The sequence below is a fragment of the Falsirhodobacter halotolerans genome (assembly GCF_022899245.1).
Classification (GTDB): domain Bacteria; phylum Pseudomonadota; class Alphaproteobacteria; order Rhodobacterales; family Rhodobacteraceae; genus Falsirhodobacter; species Falsirhodobacter halotolerans.
In genome coordinates, this window is the sequence record NZ_JALJAZ010000001.1 from 931626 (window position 1) to 955512 (window position 23887).

27 protein-coding genes and 1 tRNA gene are annotated in these 23887 nt (G+C 65.8%); 24 read left to right on the forward strand and 4 right to left on the reverse strand.

The window, feature by feature from the left end; genetic code table 11:
• The first annotated feature begins 5 nt into the window (after positions 1 to 5).
• The 3 genes from MU449_RS04875 to MU449_RS04885 are packed head-to-tail and all read left to right on the forward strand — an operon-like array spanning position 6 to position 2182.
• Entirely contained in the window at positions 6 to 725 is a 720-nt protein-coding gene (locus tag MU449_RS04875) for an ABC transporter permease (protein WP_244736876.1), read from the forward strand.
• The gene (locus MU449_RS04880; protein WP_244736877.1) at positions 726 to 1406 is read left to right on the forward strand and encodes an ABC transporter permease; all 681 of its coding nucleotides are present in this window, start codon (positions 726 to 728) and stop codon (positions 1404 to 1406) included.
• Between the two features lie 2 nt (positions 1407 to 1408).
• On the forward strand, positions 1409 to 2182 hold the full coding sequence (locus tag MU449_RS04885) for an ABC transporter ATP-binding protein (RefSeq protein WP_244736878.1): 774 nt from the start codon (positions 1409 to 1411) through the stop codon (positions 2180 to 2182).
• A gap of 77 nt (positions 2183 to 2259) precedes the next feature.
• Here MU449_RS04885 and MU449_RS04890 read toward each other — a convergent pair whose 3' ends face one another.
• On the reverse strand, positions 2260 to 3129 hold the full coding sequence (locus MU449_RS04890; RefSeq protein WP_244736879.1) for a formylglycine-generating enzyme family protein: 870 nt from the start codon (positions 3127 to 3129) through the stop codon (positions 2260 to 2262).
• 183 nt (positions 3130 to 3312) lie between these two features.
• On the opposite strand from MU449_RS04890, the gene MU449_RS04895 reads away from it, so the two are divergent.
• The 12 genes from MU449_RS04895 (at position 3313) to malQ (ending at position 15466) form a co-directional block, all read left to right on the forward strand.
• Positions 3313 to 4128, forward strand: a complete 816-nt coding sequence (locus tag MU449_RS04895) for a helix-turn-helix domain-containing protein (protein ID WP_244736880.1) — start codon at positions 3313 to 3315, stop codon at positions 4126 to 4128.
• A 51-nt stretch (positions 4129 to 4179) separates the two neighbouring features.
• Positions 4180 to 5451 carry an extracellular solute-binding protein gene (locus MU449_RS04900; RefSeq protein ID WP_244736881.1) on the forward strand — a complete coding sequence of 424 codons (1272 nt, stop codon included), beginning with the start codon at positions 4180 to 4182 and terminating at the stop codon, positions 5449 to 5451.
• A gap of 57 nt (positions 5452 to 5508) precedes the next feature.
• Entirely contained in the window at positions 5509 to 6393 is an 885-nt protein-coding gene (locus MU449_RS04905) for a carbohydrate ABC transporter permease (RefSeq protein ID WP_244736882.1), read from the forward strand.
• Positions 6386 to 7216 carry a carbohydrate ABC transporter permease gene (locus MU449_RS04910; protein WP_244736883.1) on the forward strand — a complete coding sequence of 277 codons (831 nt, stop codon included), beginning with the start codon at positions 6386 to 6388 and terminating at the stop codon, positions 7214 to 7216. The genes MU449_RS04905 and MU449_RS04910 overlap by 8 nt, the downstream gene beginning before the upstream one ends.
• A 7-nt stretch (positions 7217 to 7223) precedes the next feature.
• Entirely contained in the window at positions 7224 to 8651 is a 1428-nt protein-coding gene (locus MU449_RS04915) for a sulfatase family protein (protein ID WP_244736884.1), read from the forward strand.
• A 20-nt stretch (positions 8652 to 8671) separates the two neighbouring features.
• On the forward strand, positions 8672 to 9676 hold the full coding sequence (locus tag MU449_RS04920; RefSeq protein ID WP_244736885.1) for an ABC transporter ATP-binding protein: 1005 nt from the start codon (positions 8672 to 8674) through the stop codon (positions 9674 to 9676).
• A gap of 70 nt (positions 9677 to 9746) precedes the next feature.
• Positions 9747 to 10553, forward strand: a complete 807-nt coding sequence (locus tag MU449_RS04925; RefSeq protein WP_244736886.1) for an NADPH-dependent oxidoreductase — start codon at positions 9747 to 9749, stop codon at positions 10551 to 10553.
• Positions 10554 to 10696: 143 nt separating this feature from the next.
• Positions 10697 to 11209 carry a hypothetical protein gene (locus MU449_RS04930; RefSeq protein WP_244736887.1) on the forward strand — a complete coding sequence of 171 codons (513 nt, stop codon included), beginning with the start codon at positions 10697 to 10699 and terminating at the stop codon, positions 11207 to 11209.
• Positions 11202 to 11594 carry a phage holin family protein gene (locus MU449_RS04935; RefSeq protein WP_244736888.1) on the forward strand — a complete coding sequence of 131 codons (393 nt, stop codon included), beginning with the start codon at positions 11202 to 11204 and terminating at the stop codon, positions 11592 to 11594. Before MU449_RS04930 ends, MU449_RS04935 begins: the two co-directional genes overlap by 8 nt.
• Entirely contained in the window at positions 11591 to 12553 is a 963-nt protein-coding gene (locus tag MU449_RS04940) for a DUF3618 domain-containing protein (RefSeq protein ID WP_244736889.1), read from the forward strand. The genes MU449_RS04935 and MU449_RS04940 overlap by 4 nt, the downstream gene beginning before the upstream one ends.
• A gap of 243 nt (positions 12554 to 12796) precedes the next feature.
• Positions 12797 to 13579: an SDR family NAD(P)-dependent oxidoreductase gene (locus MU449_RS04945; RefSeq protein ID WP_244736890.1), complete on the forward strand. Its 783-nt coding sequence runs from the start codon at positions 12797 to 12799 to the stop codon at positions 13577 to 13579.
• 126 nt (positions 13580 to 13705) lie between these two features.
• Positions 13706 to 15466, forward strand: a complete 1761-nt coding sequence (gene malQ / locus MU449_RS04950; RefSeq protein WP_244736891.1) for a 4-alpha-glucanotransferase — start codon at positions 13706 to 13708, stop codon at positions 15464 to 15466.
• A gap of 263 nt (positions 15467 to 15729) precedes the next feature.
• Here malQ and MU449_RS04955 read toward each other — a convergent pair.
• A tRNA-Ser gene (locus MU449_RS04955) sits at positions 15730 to 15819 on the reverse strand.
• 255 nt (positions 15820 to 16074) lie between these two features.
• Here MU449_RS04955 and rplU point away from each other — a divergent pair.
• The 6 genes from rplU (at position 16075) to MU449_RS04985 (ending at position 20835) form a co-directional block, all read left to right on the forward strand.
• A complete protein-coding gene (rplU, locus tag MU449_RS04960; RefSeq protein ID WP_244736892.1) occupies positions 16075 to 16464 on the forward strand; it encodes a 50S ribosomal protein L21 in 390 nt (129 codons plus the stop codon).
• 6 nt (positions 16465 to 16470) lie between these two features.
• Positions 16471 to 16740: a 50S ribosomal protein L27 gene (rpmA, locus tag MU449_RS04965; protein WP_244736893.1), complete on the forward strand. Its 270-nt coding sequence runs from the start codon at positions 16471 to 16473 to the stop codon at positions 16738 to 16740.
• Positions 16741 to 16835: 95 nt separating this feature from the next.
• Positions 16836 to 17378 (forward strand): GNAT family N-acetyltransferase, encoded by a 543-nt coding sequence (locus MU449_RS04970; protein ID WP_244736894.1) that lies wholly within the window; start codon positions 16836 to 16838, stop codon positions 17376 to 17378.
• Positions 17379 to 17444: 66 nt separating this feature from the next.
• Positions 17445 to 18470, forward strand: a complete 1026-nt coding sequence (obgE, locus tag MU449_RS04975; protein ID WP_244736895.1) for a GTPase ObgE — start codon at positions 17445 to 17447, stop codon at positions 18468 to 18470.
• The gene (gene proB / locus MU449_RS04980) at positions 18458 to 19573 is read left to right on the forward strand and encodes a glutamate 5-kinase (protein ID WP_244736896.1); all 1116 of its coding nucleotides are present in this window, start codon (positions 18458 to 18460) and stop codon (positions 19571 to 19573) included. The genes obgE and proB overlap by 13 nt, the downstream gene beginning before the upstream one ends.
• A gap of 11 nt (positions 19574 to 19584) precedes the next feature.
• Positions 19585 to 20835 (forward strand): glutamate-5-semialdehyde dehydrogenase, encoded by a 1251-nt coding sequence (locus MU449_RS04985; RefSeq protein ID WP_244736897.1) that lies wholly within the window; start codon positions 19585 to 19587, stop codon positions 20833 to 20835.
• On the opposite strand, the gene MU449_RS04990 is transcribed toward MU449_RS04985, so the two are convergent.
• Entirely contained in the window at positions 20829 to 21404 is a 576-nt protein-coding gene (locus MU449_RS04990; RefSeq protein ID WP_244736898.1) for a histidine phosphotransferase family protein, read from the reverse strand. The genes MU449_RS04985 and MU449_RS04990 overlap by 7 nt on opposite strands.
• 14 nt (positions 21405 to 21418) lie before the next feature.
• Between MU449_RS04990 and MU449_RS04995 the strand changes: the two genes are divergently transcribed.
• The 3 genes from MU449_RS04995 (at position 21419) to olsA (ending at position 23261) form a co-directional block, all read left to right on the forward strand.
• Positions 21419 to 21592 (forward strand): DUF3553 domain-containing protein, encoded by a 174-nt coding sequence (locus tag MU449_RS04995; protein ID WP_244736899.1) that lies wholly within the window; start codon positions 21419 to 21421, stop codon positions 21590 to 21592.
• Positions 21593 to 21664: 72 nt separating this feature from the next.
• Complete coding sequence (gene olsB, locus MU449_RS05000) at positions 21665 to 22444, forward strand: L-ornithine N(alpha)-acyltransferase (protein ID WP_244736900.1); 780 nt, start codon at positions 21665 to 21667, stop codon at positions 22442 to 22444.
• On the forward strand, positions 22428 to 23261 hold the full coding sequence (olsA, locus tag MU449_RS05005; protein WP_244736901.1) for a lyso-ornithine lipid O-acyltransferase: 834 nt from the start codon (positions 22428 to 22430) through the stop codon (positions 23259 to 23261). The genes olsB and olsA overlap by 17 nt, the downstream gene beginning before the upstream one ends.
• Here the strand turns inward: olsA and MU449_RS05010 are convergent.
• Complete coding sequence (locus MU449_RS05010; RefSeq protein WP_244736902.1) at positions 23242 to 23862, reverse strand: thiamine phosphate synthase; 621 nt, start codon at positions 23860 to 23862, stop codon at positions 23242 to 23244. The two genes, olsA and MU449_RS05010, sit on opposite strands and share 20 nt — an antisense overlap.
• Positions 23863 to 23887 lie beyond the last annotated feature (25 nt).

Below are 23887 nucleotides of genomic sequence, written 5' to 3' on the forward strand. Positions count from 1 at the left end.
ACGTGATGGCGGGGGATCTTGGCCTTCTGGGCTTCGGGCCGGACGGATGGGGCATGGCGCTGTTTCGCGCCGGCTGCATGACGCTGGCGGTCTCGGTGCTGGCATTCCTGTGCGGCACCGTTCTGGGCACGATCACGGTCTGGGGGCGGGTGTCGGGCAATGCCTTCGCGCGCCGTCTGGCCGAGGTGTATGTCGTGGTGCTGCGTGGGGTGCCGGATATCCTCGTCATCTATCTTTTCTATTTCGGCGGGCGTCAGGTGGTGGCCGCTGTGGGGAGCACGCTGGGCTTTGAGGGCCCATTCGACATCAGCGGCTTTGTCGCGGGAATGCTGGCGATCGGCCTGATTTCGGGCGCGACCCAGTCCGAGGTTCTGCGCGGCGCCTATCAGGCCGTGCCCAGGGGCACGATCGAGGCGGGGCGCGTGGTGGGCATGACCCGCTGGCTGATCTTCCGCCGCATCACCGCCCCGCAGGCCTTGGTCACCGCCATTCCCGGCATGGGCAACCAGTGGCAGTCCGTCATCAAGGAATCCGCGCTGGTTTCCGTGACGGGGCTGGTGGAAACCATGCGTCAGGTCTCCATCGCGGCGGGCACCACGCAGGAGCATTTCCTGTTCTATGCCGCCGGGGCCGGCATCTATCTGATCATCACCACCCTGTCGGATCAGGTGTTCCGCCTGGTCGAACGGCGCAGTCTGGCCGGTTACGCGCCGGAGGGCCGCTGAATGGACATGATCTTTCTGCGCGACACGGTGCTGATGCTTCTGACCGGGCTGCCGCTGACCCTGAACCTTGCGGTGTTCGGCCTTCTGGGCGGGGCGATCCTTGCCTTGATCCTGAACCTGATGCGGACCACGCGGGTCGGCAACGCGGTGGCGTCCACCTATGTCTTCTTCTTTCGCGGAACGCCGCTCCTGGTCCTGATCTTCATGATCTATTACGGGCTGGCCACGTTCGCGACCATTCGCGGCAGCTTCCTGTGGCCCTTTCTGCGCGAACCGTATTGGTGCGGGCTGCTGGCGCTGGTGCTGAACGACGCGGCCTATACGTCGGAAATCCTGAAAGGGGGGCTGCGCGCCGTTCCCAAGGGCGCGGTCGAGGCCGCGCGCGTCAGCGGCATGGGGCGCATCGCCGTCTTCCGCCGCGTGGTGCTGCCCATCGCCATCCGTCAGGCGCTGCCCGCCTATTCGAACGAGGTGATCTCCATACTGAAATCGACCGCGCTGGTCAGCACCATCACCCTGATGGACATGACCGGCATCGCCCGTGAGGCGGTAGCCGAAAGCTGGCGGGCGATCGAGATCTTCCTGTGCGCCGCCGCGATCTATCTTGTGCTGTCGCTGATCGTGACGCGCGCGACGATCTGGCTGGAACGGCGCCTCTCCCCCTGGCAATTCGGAGCATGACCATGACCCTTCCCAACCCCGCCATCGCGGTGTCCGGCCTGCGGAAAAGTTTCGGTTCCAACGATGTGCTGCGCGGGATCGACCTTCAGGCCCGTGACGGCGACGTCATTTCCCTGATCGGCGCCAGCGGATCGGGCAAAAGCACCTTGTTGCGCTGCATCCCGATGCTGGACATTCCCGATGCGGGCACCGTCACCGTGGGGGAGCACAGCCTGTCCCCCCGGAACGGCCGCCTGACCCGCGCCGAGGAGGGGACGGTCCGCGCGATGCGCCGCGATCTGGGGTTCGTGTTTCAGAACTTCAATCTGTGGCCCCACCGCACCGTGCTTGAGAACGTGATCGAGGCCCCGCTGGTCGTGCAGCGCCGCAGCCGCGCCGAATGTCGCGACGAAGCGATGGCCCTTCTGGAAAAGGTGGGCCTTGCGGAAAAACGCGACGCCTGGCCCAACCAGCTGTCGGGCGGCCAGCAGCAGCGGGTCGCGATTGCCCGCGGATTGGCCCAGCGTCCCCGCGCACTTTTGTTCGACGAACCGACGTCGGCGCTGGACCCCGAACTGGTGGGCGAGGTGTTGAAAGTGATCCGCGATCTGGCCGAAGAAGGCCGCACGATGATCATCGTCACCCACGAGATGGGTTTCGCCCGCGAGGTGTCGAGCCGGACGATCTTCCTGCATCAGGGCAGGGTGGAAGAGGACGGATCCCCCGAAACGGTGTTCACCAACGCCTCGTCCGAGCGATGCCGGGCGTTCCTGAGCGGTTACTTCGCGCGGGCCTGAGGGAGACGGTCTCGTGTGACACCGGGGGGGCATCCCCCGGCCGAACCCTTCGCGCTGACCCGCGCCCGCCTACGCGGTCATTCCGAACCGCAAACCCGGAACCCGATATGGCTGGTCGTCATCGCGTCGGACTGCGCCATCCGCGCGGCAATGCGGTATCGGTGGCAATAGCTGGGGTGGCACAGATGCGACCCGCCCTTCAGCACCCGGTCCGCCCCCTTGGTTGAGGCGGTCCATTCCCAGACATTGCCGCACATGTTGAACAGGCCATAGCCGTTCGGCGCGAACGACCCTGCGGGGGCCAGGCCCGCATGACCGTCAAGGCCCGTGTCCATGTGGGGAAAGCGGCCTTGCCAGATGTTGCAGGGGTGAAATCCCGTCTCATCCGGCGGCTGGTCCCCCCAGGGGTAGGTGGGGTTGGAGAGACCGCCGCGCGCCGCGTGTTCCCACTCCACCTCTTGCGGCAGGCGCAGGCCATACCAGGCGCAATAGGCGGCGGCATCGGTCTGCGCCACCTGAACGACGGGGTGATCGGGACGCTCGGCGCTGTCGGATCGCCGGCCCCCCGGATGACGCCAATCCGCCCCCTCCACCCGCATCCACCAGGCGGGGTCCGCAACCGACACCTCGGACGCCTCCGCCTGCACATGCCCGCGAAAGACGAACCCGTGGCCGCAATGTTCGGCCTGGGTGACATGCCCGCTTTCGGCGACGAACCGGGCGAACTGCCGGTTCGTCACGGCGGTCGCGCCCAAGGTGAAGGAGCGGATCGGCACGGCGCGCATCGGCCCCTCGTCATCCTCGGGGATCAGGGGGGTATCCGTTCCCAACTGCGCCAGACCGCCGGGGATAAGAACCAGCGGATCGGGCGCGGGCAGGGCGCATCGCCCCGGTCGCCCCCCTTGCGTCGCGGGGCCCGTGGGCGCGCGGGGGGCGCAGCAGCTCATTTCCGGGACGACCGACCGCGCATGTAGCGCATCTCGGGCCCCGGACGACGACGTGCGGCGATGGCGCGGCGGACGGCAAGAAGAACACGGCGAAGATATGACATGGCGGCCCGGTCGAAATGGAATCGTTGCCCTGATATTCCAATCATGATAGCAAGATATTTCATATTTGGAATAAGCAACATGACGAGCGCGCCCACCGACCGCATAATCGACGTTCTGGAATACGTCATGAATGCCCCCGCAGGGCCGGTGAAGCAGGTGGACATCGCGCGCGATCTGGGTCTCGCCCCCGCCACGCTCAACCGCATCGTGCGGATCTTGTCCGACCGCGGCTATCTGTTCCGCACAAGCGAGAAGTATCTGATCAAGAACTTCACGCTGGACCGCATCGTCCCGATGTCCGCGGCCTATCTGGCCGAACTTCAGACCACCCTCACCTCGCTGACGGACCGTCTTGGGGCTGCGGCCGAGGTGATCGTCGTCGCGGGGCATGAGCTTTTGTGGCATTCCCGCACACCGCATCCCGACCGCGCCATCACGATCTGGGCACGCGAGGGGTTTCGACGCAGCCTGTTCGAATTCGACGCCCTGTCCTGCCTCTATCTCTCCACACTTGCGCCCGAACGTCTGGGCGAAGGGTTCTTCATCGGCGGGTTCTTCGACACCTCGACCCGTGGGGCGACCCGCCAGATTTCCTGGCTTGAATCGGAGGACGTTGAACGCGCGGTCACCGCCGCGCGGGGCCGGACCTTCGTCAGTGACGCCGCGGGCAACCATTTCGGGATCCGCCGCTTCGCCACCATCATCCGCGACGCCGAAGGGCGGTTCCTGCACCTTTTGTCGATCGCCGACGCGGCAACCTCGGTCACCGCCGAAACCGAACACCGGATAGAGGCCGCGCTTGAAGAGGAGCGCGCCCGTCTGGAACGGATCCTGCAACACGAACACCGCACGGCACGCCTTGCGGGATCGGGGCATCTGCGCCTCGTCCGATAAGCTTTCGCTACCGAAACTACAGAGAATCTGGGAGGAATATCTGTGTTGTCCATGAAACGTCGAACCCTGCTGGTTGCCGCCTTGCTGTCGGCCAGCGCCCTTGCCCCGGTGGGCGCCGCCGCCCAGCAGCAGGAGGTGAACGTCCTGATGTTCTCCATGCCCGTGACGCTGGGCCTGCAGAAGCTTGCGGGGGATTTCGAAGCTGAAACCGGCATCAAGGCCAATATCGAGGTGGTCGGCCAGAACGTGTTTGAAAGCCGCATCACCCTGTCCTTCACCGGCGGCGGCGGTGATGTGGATGTCGTGCACACCCCCGGCATCCAAGTGCAACGGTGGGTGCAGGCCGGATGGCTCGCCCCGATGACGGACGCCGTGGCCGCGCTGCCCGAGGCGGACGACATCATCCCGTCCACGCTGGAATCCTTCAAGGTGGACGGGGACACCTGGGGCGTGCCCTTCTTTGCCGAAACCGGACTTCTCGCCTATCGCAAGGATCTGCTGGACGCCGCCGGAAAGGCCCCGCCCACCACGTGGGAGGAGATGCTGGACGTGGCCGCCGCCGTCGACAGCCCGCAGACGGCCGGCGTCGTGATGCGCGCGGCCCCCGGTCAGGGCTTCAACATGTTCGTCTTTCCGATGATCATGCGCGCCTATGGCGGGGAATTCTTTGCCGATTATCCCGACGACCTGACCCCCGCCATCAATTCGCCCCAGACGCTGGAGGCGCTGAACCTTTATGTCGATCTTCTGGCCAAATACGGTCCCGACGGCATCGGCAGCTTCAACTTCCCCGAGGTGGTGGCCGCGATGCAGGCGGGGCAGGCGGCGATGACGGTGGATGGAACCTCCATCACCAGCCAGATCGTGGATGCCAGCAAAAGCCAGTTCGCGGACCGTATCCAGCTTGCGCTGCCCCCGGCCGGCCCCGAAGGCCGCTCGCCCGCTTTGGCCGTGCACGGTCTGGGGATCAGCGGCGCGGCCCGCAACGCCGACGCTGCGGCGACATTCATCGCCTGGGCCACGTCGCCGGAAACGATGACCAAGCTTGCGCTGAACGAAGCCTATCCCGACTTTACCCGCGCCTCCATCGCGCAGGATCCGGCGGTGCAGGAGAAATACGCCGCCATCCAGTCCGACTTTCTGGACCTGCGCGTGGCGGCCCTGGGCGAGGCGCGCAGCGACTACCGCCCGCTGATCCCCGAATGGCCGGAGATCGGCGCCGTGATCGGTGAAAACATCAACGCCGCCGTGAACGGCCTGATCGACCCCGAAGAGGCGCTGGAAACCGCCAGCGACGAAATGGGCTACATCACCGGCCAGTGATCGCGACGCCGGGCCCCGCGGCCCGGCACCACCCCCTGACATGACTACGGAGTTCGCATGACATCGACCCGTGCCTCGGCTGCGATGGATCGCAGCTATCGCATGATGCTGCTTCCGGCATCCCTTGCCGTGGGCGTCTTCGCCATCGCGCCCCTGGCGGGAATGTTCCTGTTGTCGGTGACCGATTACCATCTGATCCGGGGATGGAGCGGCAAGATCAGCCTGGACAACTTCCTGCGGCTGGCGGGCGACCGTCGGTTCATCTCCTCGGTCTATATCATGGCCGCGCTCAGCGTGTTCGGGGTGATCGCTCAGGTCGTGATCGGCACCATGATCGCCGTCGGTCTGGAACGGATCGTGAAATCCTGGCGGTTCGCGCGGGGCATCTTCGTGATCCCCTTCGCCGTGCCGCATATTGCAGTGGCGCTGATCTGGCTGTCGCTGTTCACGCCCACCCTGTCACCGATCAACGCGTTCTTCGACATCTTCGGCATTCCGGTGCCCGCGATGCTGACCAGCCAGACGGGGGCCATCGCCGCCATCGTCATCGCCGACACCTGGGCCACCTATCCCTTCGTCATGCTGATCGTCCTGGCCGCGCTTCAGGGCATCTCGCCCGATCTGGACGAGGCGGCGGCGATCGACGGGGCAAGCCGGGTGAAGACGTTCTTCCTGATCACCCTGCCGCTGTTGTATCCCACGCTTCTGATGGTCGCGCTGTTCCGCTTCATTGAGACGTTGAAGCATTTCCCCCTGATCTTCGTGATGACCAATGGCGGGCCGGGACGCGCGACGCAGGCGACGAACTACTACGCCTACATCCAGACGTTCCAGAATTCCAACGCCGCCTATGGTGCCGCGATCGCGGTGTTCCTGTTCGTCTTCGCCGGAGCGATCAGCTTCTATATCGCCCGCGCCAATGCGAGGTTGTCCGATGCGTGACCTGTCCCCATCCTACCGCGTCAAGAAGGGGGCGGGCGTTATCGTCATGCTGGCCCTGTTGGCGTTTTCCCTTCTGCCGATCCTGTGGACGTTGATCCTGTCCCTGCGCCCCGCGACACAACTGTTCGAGCCGATCTGGCAGTCCCCCACCGCCCTGAAGCTGGAGAATTTCGGCGCCATCGCCCGGTCGGATTTTCCGCGCGCGCTGATGAACAGCTTCATCACGGCGGGGTCGTCCACGCTCCTCGCCCTTCTGCTGGGCGTGCCGGGGGCCTTCGCCTTGTCCAAGCGGCGATTCGCGGGCAAGTTCTTTGCGTCGTGGCTGCTGTTGCTGCTGCGCATGGCGCCGCCCGTGGGCTTCGTGATCCCGTTGTTTTTGTTTTACGTGAACACCGGGCTGATCGACACCTATACGGGGCTGATCGTGGCCTACACCTCGCTGACGCTGCCCTTCGTCGTGTGGTCGATGTGGACCTCGTTCAACCAGATCCCGAACGAGCTGGTGGAGGCCGGCCTGATGGACGGCGCGTCGCTGTGGCAGGTGCTGCGCCTGATCGTCATTCCCGCCGCGCGCCCCGGTCTGGTGGCCGCGGGGGTGCTCAGCTTCCTGCTGGCATGGAACGACTTCTTCTTCGCGCTGGTCATCACGCGCGCCGACACGACGACGGCCCCGGTGGCGGTGATGAACTTCGTCTCCTATGCCAGCGTCGATTGGGGGGCCATCGCGGTCGCCGCCCTTGCCCTGACGCTGCCCATCGTGCCCGTCATCATCATCGCCAACAAATATATCGTCCAGTCGCTCGGCGGCGCGGTCAAAGGCTGAAAGACCCATGCAGAAACGCCCTAACATCGTTTTCATCATCACCGACCAGCAGCGGCTGGACACGATCCGCGCCTTGGGTCATCCGCATATGGATACGCCCATCCTCGACCGGCTGGTCGCGGGGGGGACCGTGTTTCGCAACATGTATGTCACCTCCCCCTCGTGCAGCCCGTCGCGCGCATCGCTGTTTTCCGGCACCTATCCCCACACCAACGGCGTGTTCCGCAACGACGAGCCGTGGGTCTGGTCCTGGGTCTCGCTTCTGTCGGGGGCGGGGTATCGCTGCGTGAACGTGGGCAAGATGCACACGATGCCGGTGGAAGGCCCTTTCGGTTTTCACGAACGGCATGTGGTGGAGAACAAGGACCGCGACCACCCGAACCTGCCCTTCTATCTGGACAACTGGGACAAGGCCTTCTGGACGCGCGGCCTTCGCAAGCCCAGCCGTGTCAGCTATCGCGAGCGGGGGGACTATCGCGACGCCCTTGGTGCCTTCGTGTGGGAGGCGCCCGAGGATCTGCACCCCGACGTGTTCGTCCCCAGCCTCGCCTGTCTGTGGCTTGAACGCTACAAGGGGACGGAGCCGTTCTTTCTGCAGATCGGCATCCCCGGCCCGCACCCCCCGTATGACCCGACGCAGGACTATCTGGACCGTTACGCGGGCCGCAACGACCTGCCGATGCCCATCACCTATGATTTCGACGCCCAGCAACCCGAACCGATCCGGGAATTGCGCCGTCACCACCACGCCGAGGATCACGATGCGGTCGTGCATCTGGAGCATCCGACCGAGGATCAGCAGCGCCGCCAGCGCGCGCATTATTACGCCAACGTGTCGATGATCGACGCGCAGGTGGGCCGGATCATCGACACGCTGGAGGCCCGGGGCGTGCTCGATGACACGATCATCGTCTTCACCTCGGATCACGGGGATTGTCTGGGCGATCATGGCCATTCGCAGAAGTGGAACATGTTCGAGCCGTCCGTCCATGTGCCCGCCATCGTCTGGGGCCGGGACGTGCCGCAGGGCCATGCCATCGACGATCTTGTGGCACTGTTCGATCTGGGGCCGACCATCCTGCAATGGGCCGGGATCACCCCGCCCGAATGGATGGAGGCCCGATCCCTCATTCCGCTGATGGAGGGGGAGGGCCACCGCGACCGGGTCTTTGCCGAACATGCGAACGACGCGATCCTGACCGGCACGCAATTCATGACCATGATCCGCAAGGGGGACTGGAAGCTTGTGCATTTCGTGGACAGTGCCGAAGGCCAGCTTTTCGATCTCGCCTCCGACCCGGAGGAGCGGGTGAACCGCTGGGACGATGCCGCCTGCGCCGCGCGGCGGCAGGAGATGCTGACCGACATCCTGCGCTGGCGCATCGAAAGCGATCGCAAGACCCAAGGATTCCGCCGCGAACTCGCCGGCGTCTGAACACAGGAAAGGTGCCGCAGATGGGCAGCATTACACTCGACCGCGTCGTCAAGCGCTTCGGCACGACCGAGGTCATTCCCCCGCTGGATCTGGAGATCGCGGATGGGGAGTTCGTCGTTTTCGTCGGCCCCTCGGGGTGCGGCAAGTCCACCCTTCTTCGGCTGATCGCGGGGTTGGAGGACATGACCTCGGGCCGGATCGTGATTGCCGACCGCGATGTTTCCGACGCCGCGCCGGGGGATCGGGGGCTGGCGATGGTGTTCCAGTCCTATGCCCTTTATCCGCACATGACGGTGGCCGAGAACATCGCCTTTCCCCTGCGCATGGCCAATGTCCCCGCGGCGGCGCAGAAGGAGAAGATCGCCCGCGCGGCAGAGGTTCTGAACCTCGGCTCCTATCTGGATCGGCGGCCGGGGCAGCTGTCGGGCGGTCAGCGTCAGCGGGTGGCGATCGGGCGCGCGATCGTGCGCGAACCGGCGGCCTTCCTGTTCGACGAACCCCTGTCGAACCTTGACGCCGCCCTGCGCGTCACCATGCGGCAGGAGATCACGGAACTGCACCGCAAGCTTGCGACCACCATGATCTATGTCACCCACGATCAGGTGGAGGCGATGACCATGGCCGACAAGATCGTCGTTCTGAACGCCGGACGGATCGAGCAGGTGGGCACCCCGATGGAGCTTTACGACCATCCTCGCAACCTTTTCGTCGCGGGCTTCATCGGCAGTCCGAAAATGAACCTGATCGATGGGGCCGAAGCCGCCCGCCACGGGGCCCACACGGTCGGCATCCGGCCCGAACATCTGGACACCGTGGCCGAGGGCGGTTGGGAAGGCCGCGTCGTGATGGCCGAGCACCTCGGCTCCGACACCTTCGCGCGGATCGAAACCGCCGAGGCGGGCGAGCTGACCCTTCGCGCGGATGGCGAGATCGGTCTGGCGCATGGCGATGTCGTTCGGGTGGCCCCCCGTGCCGGTCGGCTGCATCGGTTCGCGCAAGACGGAACGGCGATGCCCATGGCGTGAACCGGATATCGGGGATGGCCCCCGCACCGGGCGTCCGTGTAGGGTCGGGGGACCATCAACGGAGATCCCCATGTCGTCCCCCGTCACAGAACGCTATGGCGCCCCGGTCGCGCCCACCGCCCCGCTGAACGAGGCCACGCGCGTCATTCTTCATCATAAAAGTTGTCGCGCCTACACCGCGCAGCCGGTGCCCGACGATGTCCTGAACCTGCTGATCGCGGCGGCGCAATCCGCGCCCAGTTCCAGCAACCTGCAATGCTGGAGCGTCGTCGCCGTCGGTGATCCCGCGCGTCGGGCCGAACTTTCCGCGCTGTGCGGACATCAGCGGCATATCGAACAGGCCCCGCTGATGCTGTGTTTTCTGGCCGATCTGGACCGGATCGGCACGGTTGCGGCCCGCCACGACCTGCCGACCGACACCCTGGACTATGTGGAGATGTCGGTCGTGGGGGTGATCGACGCGTCTCTGGCAGCGCAGAACCTTGTGACGGCGGCAGAGGCGCATGGCCTTGGCACCTGCTATATCGGCGGGTTGCGAAACGATATCGGCGCTGTGCGTCAGGCGCTGAACCTTCCCGATCGGATCATGCCGGTGTTCGGTCTGACGCTTGGCTATCCCGATCCGGCGGTTCCGGCGGCGGTGAAGCCCCGTCTGGCCCCTGCGGCGGTGCTGCACCGCGACACCTTCACCCCGCCGGATTACACGACGCTGATCGATGATTACGACGCGACGATGGCCCGGTTCAACGAAGGGCAGGGCCGCGACGTTGACGATTGGAGCCTGCTGAGCGGCAAGCGCGTGGCGACCGTGGACCGGATGGCGGGGCGCGACCGTTTGCTGGGCCTGATGCGGAAGATGGGGATGGCCCTGAAATAAGGGCCGCTTGCGACCTACCGCCCGCCCCCTTCGGCGGGCCGGATCGGGGGGAAGGTGCATCGGAACCTAACGATCCCGTTATCGCTTAGTGAGGGACATCGCCACGAAAGACCGTGACGCCCAACAGCGAAGAGGAGATACGCATGTCCCAATTTCCCCCCGACAGCGACGCAAGCGGTGCGGATCACCTGAGGCAGAAGGCCGACGAGGTGCGGGCGCAGGCCGCGCATGAGGGTGCGGCCTTGAAGGACAAGGCGAAGGCCGGTCTGCACGATGCCAAGGACGCCGCGATCGACAAGGGCGAAAGCGCCAAGAACCGCGCGGCGGACGAAATCTCGCGCACCTCCGACGCCCTTCGTGCCGCCGCACGCGAGTTGGATGACGGCTCGATCCAGCACCAGATGTTCACCGAGGCGTCGAATGCGGTCGGCAGCGTGTCCACCGCCCTGACCGACCGCAGCATTTCCGAGATCGTCGAGGATCTGGCGCAATTCGGGCGCCGGAACCCCGCCGCAGTGATCGGCGGCGCGGTGCTGGCAGGTCTGATCGTGTCCCGGTTCGCCCGGGCCAGCGCCAAGGGCACGAACGCGACCGCAGAGGCGTCCCCTCAGCCGGTGGCGCCCACCTATCGCCCGAAGGAGACGTTCCATGGATGATCCCAACCGGAAATCGACAACGGGTCTGATGGGCGATCTGGTCGGCAATGTGAACGAGTTGTTCCGCAAGGAAATCCAGCTGCTTCGCGCCGAGACGAGCGAGAAGATCAGCCAAGCGTTCACCGCCGTCGGCAAGATCGCCGCAGGTCTGGTCATCGTGCTGGTGGCGCTGAACGTGCTAGCCTTTGCCCTGGTGGCCGGTTTGGCCGAACTTGGCCTGGGTGCAGGTTGGGCCGCGGTCCTCGTGGGTGTCATCTTCTCCGTGATCGCGCTGATCCTGGTGAAGAACGGCATCAACGATCTGAAGGCTGGCCATCTGGCCCCCGCGCGCACCGCCAACTCTCTGTCGAAAGACGCCAACGCGATCAAGGACACGGTATCATGAGCGACACCACCAACCCCGGAAGCAAGAGCGCGCATGAGATCGAGCGTGAGGTCGACCAGACGCGGGACAATCTGACCGCGACCATCGACGCGCTGCAGGAACGTTTCTCGGTCGAGACGCTGATCGACCGGGCCATGCAGTCGGTCACCCAGAATGGTGGGGAGGTCAGCCGCAATCTGGGCCGCACCGTGCGCGACAACCCCGTTCCGTTCATCCTGACCGGCATCGGTCTGGCATGGATGATGGCCAGCGGGAACCGTGGTCCGGCACCGGGTCCGTCCGTCAACCGTGACGCTCCGGAGCCGCCTGTGACGCCGGTTCACCCGCAACCCGTCCGGCCCGCGCCCTATTCGGCGTCGACCGACATGCCGGTGCGCAGCCCGTCCCTAACGCCCGCGCCAGGGGATACGACCTCTGGCCCGTCGCTGAAGGATCGCGCGCATGACGCGATGGATTCCGTCAGCGAGGCTGCCGGCCATGCCAAGGATCGCGTTGCCCACCGTGCCGCCTCGCTTCAGGACGCGGCAGGCGCGCGGTATGACAGTGCCCGTCAGAACATGGCACAGACGGGGTCCGATCTGTCCCACAAGATCGAGAAGTTCGTGACCGAACAACCCCTTGTCGTGGCCGCCTTGGGCTTTGCGGCGGGGGCCGGTCTTGGGGCGATGTTCCGGTCCACGCGTCTGGAAAACCGGCTTGTCGGCGACTATGCCGATCAGGCCAAGGCCGCCGCCAGCGAGTTTGCCGAAGAACAGGTCGAAACGGCAAAGGCCGTGGCGAGCGAGGTTGCCAGCGAAGCGAAGCAGATGGTGAACGAAGCGACGGACGCTTTGGACCAGAAGACGCCGAACGGAACGGACTTCGTGGAGAAGGTGAAAGACGAGGCGACCGCCGCGGGTGAACGTCTGGCCGATGCCGCCTCGCGCGGCGCGGCCGACCGGACGTCCGACAAAGGGTAAGGCCCGGTTCCTTCGGATCCGCCCAAATTTACAGCCGCCCTTTTTACGGGGCGGCTGTAAGCTTTTTACGGCAATCGGATTCCCCGGATAACCATCTGCGCAATTCCTGGCCTTGACGAAGGCCATGTGCGATATCGGCGGCCTCCATGTCGCGCGGTCGGGCGGCACACCCGATTAACGATTATAGATCGGACCCCGTTGCCACTGGCCCGCGTTCCTATGTGCATATCACAGGAGAATGGCATGGACCTCGGGATCAAAGGCCGCCGCGCGCTCATCACTGGCGCCAGCGGCGGCATGGGGCGGGAAACGGCACGGTTTCTTGCGGCGGAAGGCGTGAAGCTGTTTCTGACGGACATCGACGACGACAAGCTTGCGCCGATCGCGGCCGAGTTCGACGCGGAGTATGCGGCGGGCGACTTGTCTTCGCAAAAGGGGTGTGAGGAGTTCCTCGCGAAATCCGGTACCGATTTCGACATCTGGGTCCATGCGACCGGGGTGACCGGGGGCAAGGGCGATCCGCTGCACATGTCGGAAGACGATTGGTCGGATGCGCTGAACATCGACTTTCTGTCCGCCGTCCGCATGGCCCGCCACATGTGCCCGCCGATGATGGACCGCGGATGGGGGCGGGTGGTCTTCGTGACCTCCGAAAACGTGGCGCAGCCCTACCCGGATGAGACTGTTTACAACTCGGCCAAGTCAGCGCTTCTCAGCTTTGCGAAAAGCATTGCCATGCAGCATTCCCATTCGGGCATGTTGGTGAACTGCGTGGCCCCCGCCTTCATCGAGACGCCGATGACCGACGGCATGATGGAGAAACGCTCTGAAGAACGGGGGGAGAGCTTTGACGAGGCGGTGGAAAGCTTCCTCAAGGAGCAACGCCCCTATCTGGTGTTGAAGCGCCGGGGCAAGGCCGAGGAAGTGGCGGCGGTGATTGCGATGCTGTGTTCGGACCACGCCTCGTTCGTGACCGGGGCCAATTGGCGCGTGGACGGTGGGGCGGTCGGTTCGATCAACGTCTGATGTGCCAAGGCAGCGACCGGCAGGGCGGGGTGTGTCTGCCCTGCCGGGTGACAGGAAGGATGCCGACCGGCGGCCCGTTCGCATGGGACTCGCCGCGCGCGGCACGACATACGGACAGGACCCGACATGACCGATGACCCCTTGATGGAGCGCGCCCGGCGGCTTGGCGTCATGACGGAATACGAGGGCATGGACGGAACGGCGGTGACACCGCCTCGGTCCACGATCCAAACGCTTGTCGGCATGTTGGACACCCGCGATGCGCCGCCCGAGGCCGATTTGCGCCTGCGCGTCCCCGACGGCGTGCGCTGTCACGGTGACGAGGATGCGGCGCGGCGTTGGGGTGTGGCGGTCCAACTGTATCAATTGCGGTCCGATCGGAACTGGGGCATCGGTGATTTCGCCGATCTGGCGGATTTGGCGGCCCTGCTGGCGGCCGAGGGGGCGGATTTCATCGGGTTGAACCCGCTTCACGCCCCGTTCCTGTCCGGCCCGGAAAGGTGCAGCCCGTTTTCCCCGTCCGACCGCCGGATGCTGAACCCGCTTTACATCGCGGTGGACCGGGTCCCGGGGTTTGACCCGACCTTGGCCGATGCGGCGACGCTCCACAGGCTTCGGGGGGCCGAGCATGTGGATTATACCGGGGTGGCGGCCTGCAAGCTTGCGACGCTCCGCGGCATCTGGCGCGGGCAGGGGGCGATGGCCACGCCGGAGGTGACGCATTGGGCCCGGTTCGAGGTGGTGTCCGCCCACCGGGTGGCCTGCGGCGATGGGCCGACCTGGCGCGATTGGCCCGTGGAATGGCAGGACCCGAACAGCCCGACCGTGCAGGAGTTTATCGCCCGGAATGCGGACGAGGTCGGCTTTTACACGTGGTTGCAGACCGTCGCCGCGGACCAATTGGCGATGGTGCGACGGACCTGCCGGGACGCCGGTATGGCGATCGGCCTCTATCTCGATTTCGCGGTGGGTGAGGATCCCGGCGGGGCGGGCAGTTGGGGTGTGTCCGATGTGGTGGCGACGGCCCGCGTCGGGGCCCCGCCGGATCAGTTCAGCGACGAGGGGCAGAATTGGGGCCTCCTCCCGCTGTCGCCCGTGCGGATGGCCGAGACCGGGTCCGAACCCTTTCGCCACGCGATCGAGCCGGTGCTGGCCCAAGCCGGGGCGGTGCGGATCGATCACGCAATGGGTTTGTGGCAACTGTTCCTCATTCCGCAGGACGGCTCGGCCGCCGAGGGGACCTATGTTCGCTACCCCCTGTCGGATACCTTGCGCGTGCTGGCGGAATTGTCGCACACCCACCGGGCCCTTGTGGTGGGGGAAGATCTGGGCAACGTCCCCAGGGGCTTCCGCGCGGTCATGGAGGCGGCGGGCATCCTTTCCTATCGCATCCTGTTTTTCGAACGGGACGGCGCAGAGTTCACGCCGCCCGCCGATTATCCCGTTCAGGCGCTGGCCTGCCTGTCCACCCACGATCTCCCCCCGTTTCGCAGTTGGTGGACCGGCGTGGACAACCAACTGCGCGAGGAGCTTGGCCTTGTGACCGTCAGCGGAAACGCCGAGCGCGCCGCCGAACGGCAACAGGATCGCGACCGCCTTGTCGCCGCCCTGCACCAAGGGGAACAGGAGGTTGATCCGTCCGACATGGACGGTCTGGTGATCGCGGTGCATCGCCATCTGGCAATGGCCCCCTCCCGGCTTTTCGTCGCCCGGTTCGAAGATATGGCCGGTGAGACGGTGGCGGTGAATGTGCCGGGCACGTCGGACGATCTCTATCCGAACTGGCGGCCGAAGCTGCGCGCAACCTTTGCCGATATCATGGCCAGCGTCCTGGCCCGCAAGGTCACGTCGGCGCTAAGGGATGTGCGTCCGGCCGAGGCGGATTGACGCGAATGATCCCGGAGCATGATTTTGCGACGAAGTTGTCGGGGACATGAACGACTGGCGCACGAGATCATGGCGATCTCGGGCCAATGATCCCTTGCCGAGGTCACGCCCTATACCGTGACTGCCAGTCGGAAAGACCTCGCCACGAGGGCGATGGCATCATCGAGCAGGGCCGAACAGGAAACAGAAATTGTCAAACCGGCGAAAGAAGCCTGACAGTTCGGGCGCTGAGCGCGTGAATGCACGACAGGATTTAAGGTAAATGGCGGAGAGACAGGGATTCGAACCCTGGGTCGGCGCAAACCGACAACGGTTTTCGAGACCGCCGCATTCGACCACTCTGCCACCTCTCCGCATCAGGGGTCGTCGTGAGGCGCTCTTTACCGAGGGTGGGGGGGCTTCGCAAGAGGGTCCGGCACCTGTTTCGACTTTTTTGCGATCCGCATATCGCGGTTGACATTGGGGGTGCGATCCTTGATATGTCCGCCGTCTGGCATCGTACGTGGTGCGCAGACCCGTAATCTATTACGCCCGCAGGGGCGCGCTGTCCGAGGTTTCAACGCCGGTTCGCCGGGGCCGCAGGACGCGGAACACGAAAAGGAAAGACCATGTTCGCGGTCCTCAAGACAGGCGGCAAGCAATATACGGTTCGCACGGGAGATATCCTGCGCGTCGAAAAGCTGTCCGCGGAAGCTGGTGAAACGATCCAGTTCAACGACATCCTGATGGTGGGTGGCGACAACCTGACCGTGGGCGTGCCCTTCGTGGCCGGCGCCGCCGTGCAGGCCGAAGTCATCGCCCAGATCAAGGGCGAGAAGGTCATCCACTACGTCAAGCGCCGCCGGAAGCACTCCTCGCAGCGCACGAAGGGCCACCGTCAGCACCTGACCCTGCTGCGCGTGACCGACGTTCTGGCCTCGGGTGGCGACAAATCCGACGTGAAAGCTGCCACCGGCACCGCCGATGCGCGCCGCGCCGCACACGAATCGAAGGAGTAATCCCCCATGGCACACAAGAAAGCAGGCGGTTCATCCCGCAACGGTCGCGACTCGGCCGGCCGTCGTCTTGGCGTGAAGCTCTATGGTGGCCAGCTGGTCAACCCGGGCAACATCATCGTGCGTCAGCGCGGAACCACCTGGTTCCCCGGTGAGGGCGTTGGCATGGGCAAGGATCACACGATCTTCGCCGTGCGCGAAGGCAACGTGTCGTTCAAGAAGGGCCTGAAAGGCCGCACGTTCATTTCGGTCCTGCCAGTGGCGGAAGCCGCCGAGTAAGCCGAACCTGAACAGGTTGCATGCAACAGGGGATCGGCGTCGAAGCCGGTCCCTTTTTCGTTCCGGGCGATGCCACACAACGAAGGACGATCAGAATGACCGAAACGGCCATGGATCGCGACGTGCAGACCATCGAAACCCCGCGGCTGGTGCTGCGGCCCGCCCGCCGTTCGGATGTGGGGCTTCTGTCGCTCTATGCCGGGGATCGGCGGGTGGCGAACATGACGTCCTCCATTCCCCACCCCATGCCGCCCGGTGCGATCGACGCCTTCGTCGCCCGCGCGATGAAGCTGGGGGCGGAGGAGGCGATCTGGATCATGGACGGCACCATCGCCGGATCGGGAGAGGTTTTGGGCGTCATCAGCCTGAAGAAGATGGACCGCGACCAGTCCGAGATCGGCTATTGGGTGGCGCCCCCGTTCTGGAACACCGGAATCGCGTCCGAAGCGGTGCGCGCGCTGGTGGACGCCAACCCCCTGAGAAACTCCGAAATCTTCGCCTCGGTGTTTCAGGACAATCCGGGATCGGCCCGCGTGCTGACCAATTGCGGCTTCCGCTATCTTGGCGACGCCGAGACGTTTTCGGTCGCGCGCAACGCCCATGTCGCGACCTGGACCTACATCCGCAAGAACCAATAACCTTACAGGGTTGAGGCGGCACCGCCGATCCTGTATCGCCCGAACGAACCGCAGGAAGGCCCGATCATGAAGTTCCTCGACCTTTGCAAAGTCTACATCCGCTCGGGTGGCGGCGGCTCGGGCTGTGTCAGTTTCCGGCGGGAGAAGTTCATCGAATTCGGTGGACCGGACGGCGGCGACGGGGGCAATGGCGGCTCGGTCTGGGCCGAGGCGGTGGAGGGGCTGAACACCCTGATCGACTTTCGTTACCAGCAGCACTTCTTTGCCAAGACCGGCCAGCAGGGCATGGGCGCGCAGCGCACCGGCAAGACGGGCGACGACATCGTCCTGCGCGTGCCCGTCGGGACCGAGATCATCGACGAGGATGAGGAAACCGTCATCGCCGACCTGACCGAGGTGGGCCAGCGTCTGCTGCTGGCCAAGGGCGGGAACGGCGGCTGGGGCAATCTGCACTTCAAATCCTCCACCAACCGTTCGCCCACCCGCGCCAATCCCGGCCAGCCGGGGGTGGAACGGACGTTGTGGCTGCGCCTGAAGCTGATCGCCGATGCGGGGCTGGTGGGTCTGCCGAATGCGGGGAAATCGACCTTTCTGGCCGCCGTGTCGAACGCGCGGCCCAAGATCGCCGATTACCCCTTCACCACGCTGGTCCCGAACCTGGGCGTCGTGGGTGTGGACGGGCGGGAATTCGTCATGGCCGACATTCCCGGCCTGATCGAAGGCGCAAGCGAGGGGCGGGGCCTTGGCACGCAGTTCCTCGCGCATGTCGAACGCTGCGCCGTGCTGCTGCATCTGGTCGATGGCACGTCCGAGACGGTGGTCGAGGATTACCGCACCATCGTGACCGAGCTTGAGGCCTATGCCGACGAGCTGGGGGACAAGCCGCGCATCGTCGCGCTGAACAAATGCGATGCGCTGGACGACGACACCGTGACCCTTCTGCGCGACGCGTTGGAAGAGGAGACGGGCGGCCGCGTCCACGTGATTTCCGGTGCGGCCAATATGGGGGTGCAGGACGTGTTGCGCGCCATCTATGCGCAGATCGACGCCGCCCGCGTGGTGGAGGAGGATCCCGCACCGTGGCAGCCCTGACGCCGGATATTCGCGCCGCGAAACGGCTGGTCGTCAAGATCGGGTCGGCCCTGCTGGTGGATCGCGACAGCGGTTTGCGTCGCGACTGGCTTGAGGCGTTGGCGCTGGACGTGGCCGAGGCGAAGGCGCGGGGCACGGATGTCGTGCTCGTTTCCTCCGGCTCCATCGCGTTGGGGCGGGGGATGCTGCATCTGGGCTATGGCTCGCTTGCGTTGGAGCAAAGCCAAGCGGCGGCTGCCGTGGGGCAGATCGAACTCGCCCGCGCCTATTCCGAGGTTCTGGCCCTGCACGGCATCACGGCGGCACAGGTCCTGGTCACGCTGGAGGACAGCGCCGATCGCCGCCGTTACCTCAACAGTCGCGCGACGATGGAGACGCTTCTGGGCCTGGGCGTCGTGCCCATCGTCAATGAAAACGACACGGTGGCCACGGATGAGATCCGGTTCGGCGACAACGACCGTCTGGCGGCGCAGGTGGCGGTGACGGTGGCGGCGGATCAGTTGATCCTTCTGTCGGATGTGGACGGATTCTATTCCGCCAATCCCAAGGAAGACCCGACGGCGTATCGGTTCGACACCGTGGACGCGATCACCCCCGCGATCGAGGCGATGGCCGGCGATCCGGTGTCGGGCCTGTCGAAGGGCGGCATGAAGACCAAACTGATGGCCGCCAAGACCGCCGTGGCGGCAGGCTGTGCCATGGCGATCATGGAAGGGTCGGTGGAACGCCCGCTGAAGGCGCTGGCCGACGGGGCGGCACGGACGTGGTTCGTCGCGCATGGCGACCCGCAGGCGGCGCGCAAGCGCTGGATCAACGCGATGAAACCGCGGGGGCAGGTGCGGGTGGATGACGGCGCAGTGGCCGCGCTTGCGGCGGGGCGGTCGCTGCTTCCGGCGGGGGTGACCGCGGTGGCGGGGGCTTTCGGGCGCGGCGACCCGGTGGAGATCTGCGCCCCGGACGGCGAGGTTCTGGCGCGCGGCCTCATCCGCTATACCGCCGCCGAGGCGCGGGCCATTGCGGGCCACCGCTCGACCGAGATCGAGCAGATATTGGGATATGCCGGGCGCGCAGCGCTTGTGCATCGTGACGACATGGTTGTGTAAAGGAGACGGACATGGACGCGGCCACCTTGATGCGGACGATGGGAACGAAGGCGAAAGCCGCCGCGGCCGAGCTGGCCTTCGCCCCATCCGAGGCGAAGGCCGCCGCCCTGACCGCCGCCGCCCGCCATATCCGCGCAGCCGAGGCGGACATCCTTGTCGCCAATGCCGAAGATCTGGGCTTTGCGCGGGAAAAGGGCCTGTCGCCCGCGATGACGGATCGCCTGATCCTGAATGCCGCCCGCGTGGCCGCCATTGCCGACAGCCTGGACGCCATTGCCGCACAGCAGGATCCCGTGGGGCAGGTGATCGCGGAATGGGATCAGCCCACGGGCCTGCATATCCGCCGCGTGCGCACGCCCTTGGGGGTGGTGGGCGTGATCTATGAAAGCCGCCCGAACGTCACGGCGGATGCGGGCGCGCTGTGTCTGAAGGCGGGCAACGCCGTCATCCTGCGCGGCGGTTCGGAAAGCCTGCACAGCGCCTCGGCGCTGCACGCCTGTCTGGTTGCGGGCTTGCGCGAGGCGGGCCTGCCCGAAGATGCGATCCAGCTTGTCCCCACCCGCGACCGGGAGATGGTGGCCGAATTGCTGCGCGCGACGGACTTCGTGGACGTGATCGTCCCGCGCGGCGGCAAGAGCCTTGTGGGTCTGGTCCAGCGCGAGGCGCGGGTGCCGGTCTTCGCCCATCTGGAGGGGATCTGTCACGTCTATGTCGATGCCGAGGCCGATCCCGTGATGGCGGAGCGTATCGTCCTGAACGCCAAGACCCGGCGCACGGGCATCTGCGGGGCGGCGGAATGCCTGTTGATCGACCGTGCCTATCTGGCGCGGCACGGCGACCACCTGATCCGCGCCCTGCTGACCGAAGGGGTGGAGGTGCGGGCCAGCGCCGATCTGGCGATCCCCGGCACGGTTCCCGCGACCGAGGAGGATTTCGGCAAAGAGTTCCTCGACCTGATCATCGCCGCCACCGTGGTGGACGGCGTGGACGGGGCCATCGCCCATATCCGCCGCTTTGGCAGCCAGCATACCGAGGCGATCGTGACCGCCGACGACGCGGCGGCCGACCGCTTCTTCACCCGGCTGGACAGCGCGATCCTGCTGCGCAACGCCTCCACCCAGTTCGCCGATGGCGGTGAATTCGGCATGGGGGCGGAGATCGGCATTTCCACCGGCAAGATGCACGCCCGTGGTCCGGTGGGGGCGGAACAGTTGACCAGCTTCAAATATCTGGTGACGGCCGATGGGGCCGTGCGTCAGTAACGCAAGGCAAGGGCGGTCGGGGTCTCCGTAACCTCGACCTGCCGACCCAAGGTCGAAATGGCCCGGGCCGCCAGCAGGAAATGCGCCTGAGCGGGGCCAACCTCGCCCACGGCGCCCTGAAGCACCGGCCACAGGTCGGGCAGGGCGCGCAGGCGGGGGGCCTCCGCCTCGATCCGGTCGGGACCGTGCACGGTGATGCGCCCGCCGTAAGGCATGGCCGTCTCCAGGCATTGCAGCAGAAGAAACGCGATCTTCACCTCGCGCCGCGTGGCGGACGGGGGCTGCCAGTCGATGACCAGCCGGGTGCCGGCCGTCATCCCGTCCAGGATCTCGCGCACCTCGCGCACGGGGACCGCGCCGTCCCCGGCCGCGCCGAAGGCCAGACGGAACAGCCGGAGGCGCGCGTTGGCCTGCGCCACGCTTTGCACGATCAACTCCATTTCCGGCCCGTTCGGCGCGCCGGTCATCGCCACAAGTTCCAACCCATTGCCGATCGCGCCGATCGGGCTGATAAGGTCGTGACAGATGCGCGAGGCGACAAGTGCGGCAAGATCGTGGTCATCGGGCATGGGAGAGCTCTGCAATGAATGACATACTGGAACCCGGAATGATCGTCCGCCATCCGGGGCAGCCCGATTGGGGCTTGGGGCAGGTGCAGTCGAAGATCGGCAGCAAGATCACCGTGAATTTCGAACAGGCGGGCAAAGTCGTCTTCGATGGGCGCGAGGTGACGTTGCAGCCCGTCTTCGACGTGTAACGCGGTAAGGCAGATGCGCCCGCATATCAAGCGCGATTGCAATTCGAGGGGCGGGCGGCTACGCCTTCGGCCATGACCGAAGGTTCCCCGCTTCACCTGCGCCTTGCGCGCGACGACCGCGACCTGCGCGCGGCCCAACGCCTGCGTTATGCGGTGTTCGTGGAGGAATTGGGCGCCTCGGGCGATCTGGTCGATCATGACCGGCGGCTGGAAATCGACGCCTTCGATGCGCAGTGCGACCACCTCGTTCTGGTCGATCCGGCGCGCTCGGGTCTGGACGATGTCGTGGCCGCCTATCGCCTGCTGCCGTCGGACCGGGCGGTGGATGGGTTTTATTCCGCCGCCGAATTCGATCTGGACCCGCTGCAACGTTCAGGTCGCAAGTTGTTGGAATTGGGGCGATCCTGCGTTCATCCCGATATGCGCGGCGGGCTGGCCGTGGCGCAGATGTGGGCGGGGCTGGCCGATTACGTCGTGGCGCGGGGGATCGAGATCCTGTTCGGCCCCGCCAGTTTTCGTGGCACCGACCTGCAGGCGTTGGCCCAACCCTTGTCGCTTTTGCACCGCGACCATCTGGCCCCGCCCGAGTTGCGCGTGCGGGCGATCGGCGCGTCGGCCCGGACGATGGACATCCTGCACCCGGAACAAATCGACCGCCGCGCGGCGATGCTGGCCGTCCCTTCGCTGATCAAGGCCTATCTTCGTTTGGGCGGCTGCGTGGGGGACGGGGCGTGGATCGACCATGCCTTCAACACCACGGATGTCTGTCTGGTGATGGACACGGCCCGGATGGGCGAACGATACAATAGTTTTTCGGCGCGAAGAGGAGCGGGACATGGCGTGGCAGGATGAACGGATTTCCCACCCCCCGCTTGCGGTCGGAGGATGGATACGGTTGATCCTGCGCGCGCCGGCTTTGGTGGTGATCAATTTCGGCTGCCTGCTCCTCTTGCTTCTGCTGCGCGTGATCGAGCGTCCGATCTTCGGCCTGCGCCGCCCGCTGACGCCGTTCATCACGCAATTCGTCTGCCGCGCCTCGCTTGCGGTTCTTGGCATCCGGCTGCGCCAACGGGGTCGGGTGATGACCGAACGCGGGGCGATCGTCGCGAACCATGCAAGCTGGCTCGACATCTATACCCTGAACGCCTGCGCCCGCATTTACTTCGTGTCAAAGGCCGAGGTGGCGAAGTGGCCGGGCATCGGCTGGTTGGCGCGGGCGACGGGCACGGTGTTCATCAACCGCAAATCGAACGAGGCGCGGGCCCAACAACAGGTGTTCGAGGCGCGGCTGCGGGCCGGTCATCACCTGCTGTTTTTCCCCGAAGGCACCAGCACCGACAGCCGCCGAATTCTTCCCTTCAAATCAACGCTGTTCGCCGCGTTCTTCGCGCCGGATCTGAGGGAGGACATGGCGATCCAGCCGGTGACCGTCGCCTATCACGCGCCCCCGGGGCGGGATGCGCGGTTTCACGGCTGGTGGGGCGGCATGGGCTTTGGGGGGCATCTGAAGCAGGTGCTGGCCGCCCCGGGCGGCGGGGCGGTCGATGTCGTGTTCCACGCGCCGGTTCCCGTCGCCGCTGTCGCCGATCGCAAGGCCATGGCCGCGCAGGTGGAGGCTACAGTGCGCCATGCCCACCCGATGGGCGCCCTCACCCCAGAGGAGCGATAAGCCCGCGCAGCGCCGCCAGCGGGTCGTCCTGGCCCCAGATCTCGTCGCCGATGCCGAAGAAATCCGTGTGCGGGGCCAGCGCCGCGACCAGCTCCGGCGTCAGGGCGCCTTCGGCCACGACCGGAACCTCGATCATCTCGGACCACCAGGCGAAAAGGTCGGTATCGGCCCGGTCGCCGGTTCCCAGCGGCGTGTCGCCCACGGGGCCGAAGCCCACGTAATCGGCCCCCGCCTCGCCCGCGTTGATGCCTTCGTGCCGGGTGATGCCGCAGAAAGCACCGACGATCGCCTCGGCCCCCAGGTCGGTGCGGACCTTGCGGATCGACCGCGCCCCGTCGGTCAGGTGCACGCCGTCCAGCCCCAGCCGATCCACCAGCAGGACGTGGTTCTCGATCACAAGCGCGATGTCGCGGGCATGGCAGATCTCGCGCAGGGCGTCCGCGGCGCGCGACAGCCGCACCTCGTCCCGCGTGGCAAGCGACAGGCGCAGGCAGGCGACCTCCGCCCCGTCCAGCACGCGGGCCAGCGGGTCGGCAAAGGTCTCCGGGTCGAAATCCGCCGGCGTGGAAAGATAGATTTGCGGGCGTTCGGCGTCGGCCATGGAAAATCTCCGGATTGTCTGGCGA

What these genes read in the sequence shown, in the direction of transcription:
- MU449_RS04875 (WP_244736876.1), top strand. Translation starts at nt 6, where the DNA reads ATGGCGGGGGATCTTGGCCTTCTGGGCTTCGGGCCGGACGGATGGGGC.
- MU449_RS04880 (WP_244736877.1), top strand. Translation starts at nt 726, where the DNA reads ATGGACATGATCTTTCTGCGCGACACGGTGCTGATGCTTCTGACCGGG.
- MU449_RS04885 (WP_244736878.1), top strand. Translation starts at nt 1,409, where the DNA reads ATGACCCTTCCCAACCCCGCCATCGCGGTGTCCGGCCTGCGGAAAAGT.
- MU449_RS04890 (WP_244736879.1), bottom strand. Translation starts at nt 3,129, where the DNA reads ATGAGCTGCTGCGCCCCCCGCGCGCCCACGGGCCCCGCGACGCAAGGG.
- MU449_RS04895 (WP_244736880.1), top strand. Translation starts at nt 3,313, where the DNA reads ATGACGAGCGCGCCCACCGACCGCATAATCGACGTTCTGGAATACGTC.
- MU449_RS04900 (WP_244736881.1), top strand. Translation starts at nt 4,180, where the DNA reads ATGAAACGTCGAACCCTGCTGGTTGCCGCCTTGCTGTCGGCCAGCGCC.
- MU449_RS04905 (WP_244736882.1), top strand. Translation starts at nt 5,509, where the DNA reads ATGACATCGACCCGTGCCTCGGCTGCGATGGATCGCAGCTATCGCATG.
- MU449_RS04910 (WP_244736883.1), top strand. Translation starts at nt 6,386, where the DNA reads ATGCGTGACCTGTCCCCATCCTACCGCGTCAAGAAGGGGGCGGGCGTT.
- MU449_RS04915 (WP_244736884.1), top strand. Translation starts at nt 7,224, where the DNA reads ATGCAGAAACGCCCTAACATCGTTTTCATCATCACCGACCAGCAGCGG.
- MU449_RS04920 (WP_244736885.1), top strand. Translation starts at nt 8,672, where the DNA reads ATGGGCAGCATTACACTCGACCGCGTCGTCAAGCGCTTCGGCACGACC.
- MU449_RS04925 (WP_244736886.1), top strand. Translation starts at nt 9,747, where the DNA reads ATGTCGTCCCCCGTCACAGAACGCTATGGCGCCCCGGTCGCGCCCACC.
- MU449_RS04930 (WP_244736887.1), top strand. Translation starts at nt 10,697, where the DNA reads ATGTCCCAATTTCCCCCCGACAGCGACGCAAGCGGTGCGGATCACCTG.
- MU449_RS04935 (WP_244736888.1), top strand. Translation starts at nt 11,202, where the DNA reads ATGGATGATCCCAACCGGAAATCGACAACGGGTCTGATGGGCGATCTG.
- MU449_RS04940 (WP_244736889.1), top strand. Translation starts at nt 11,591, where the DNA reads ATGAGCGACACCACCAACCCCGGAAGCAAGAGCGCGCATGAGATCGAG.
- MU449_RS04945 (WP_244736890.1), top strand. Translation starts at nt 12,797, where the DNA reads ATGGACCTCGGGATCAAAGGCCGCCGCGCGCTCATCACTGGCGCCAGC.
- malQ (WP_244736891.1), top strand. Translation starts at nt 13,706, where the DNA reads ATGACCGATGACCCCTTGATGGAGCGCGCCCGGCGGCTTGGCGTCATG.
- rplU (WP_244736892.1), top strand. Translation starts at nt 16,075, where the DNA reads ATGTTCGCGGTCCTCAAGACAGGCGGCAAGCAATATACGGTTCGCACG.
- rpmA (WP_244736893.1), top strand. Translation starts at nt 16,471, where the DNA reads ATGGCACACAAGAAAGCAGGCGGTTCATCCCGCAACGGTCGCGACTCG.
- MU449_RS04970 (WP_244736894.1), top strand. Translation starts at nt 16,836, where the DNA reads ATGACCGAAACGGCCATGGATCGCGACGTGCAGACCATCGAAACCCCG.
- obgE (WP_244736895.1), top strand. Translation starts at nt 17,445, where the DNA reads ATGAAGTTCCTCGACCTTTGCAAAGTCTACATCCGCTCGGGTGGCGGC.
- MU449_RS04985 (WP_244736897.1), top strand. Translation starts at nt 19,585, where the DNA reads ATGGACGCGGCCACCTTGATGCGGACGATGGGAACGAAGGCGAAAGCC.
- MU449_RS04990 (WP_244736898.1), bottom strand. Translation starts at nt 21,404, where the DNA reads ATGCCCGATGACCACGATCTTGCCGCACTTGTCGCCTCGCGCATCTGT.
- MU449_RS04995 (WP_244736899.1), top strand. Translation starts at nt 21,419, where the DNA reads ATGAATGACATACTGGAACCCGGAATGATCGTCCGCCATCCGGGGCAG.
- olsB (WP_244736900.1), top strand. Translation starts at nt 21,665, where the DNA reads ATGACCGAAGGTTCCCCGCTTCACCTGCGCCTTGCGCGCGACGACCGC.
- olsA (WP_244736901.1), top strand. Translation starts at nt 22,428, where the DNA reads ATGGCGTGGCAGGATGAACGGATTTCCCACCCCCCGCTTGCGGTCGGA.
- MU449_RS05010 (WP_244736902.1), bottom strand. Translation starts at nt 23,862, where the DNA reads ATGGCCGACGCCGAACGCCCGCAAATCTATCTTTCCACGCCGGCGGAT.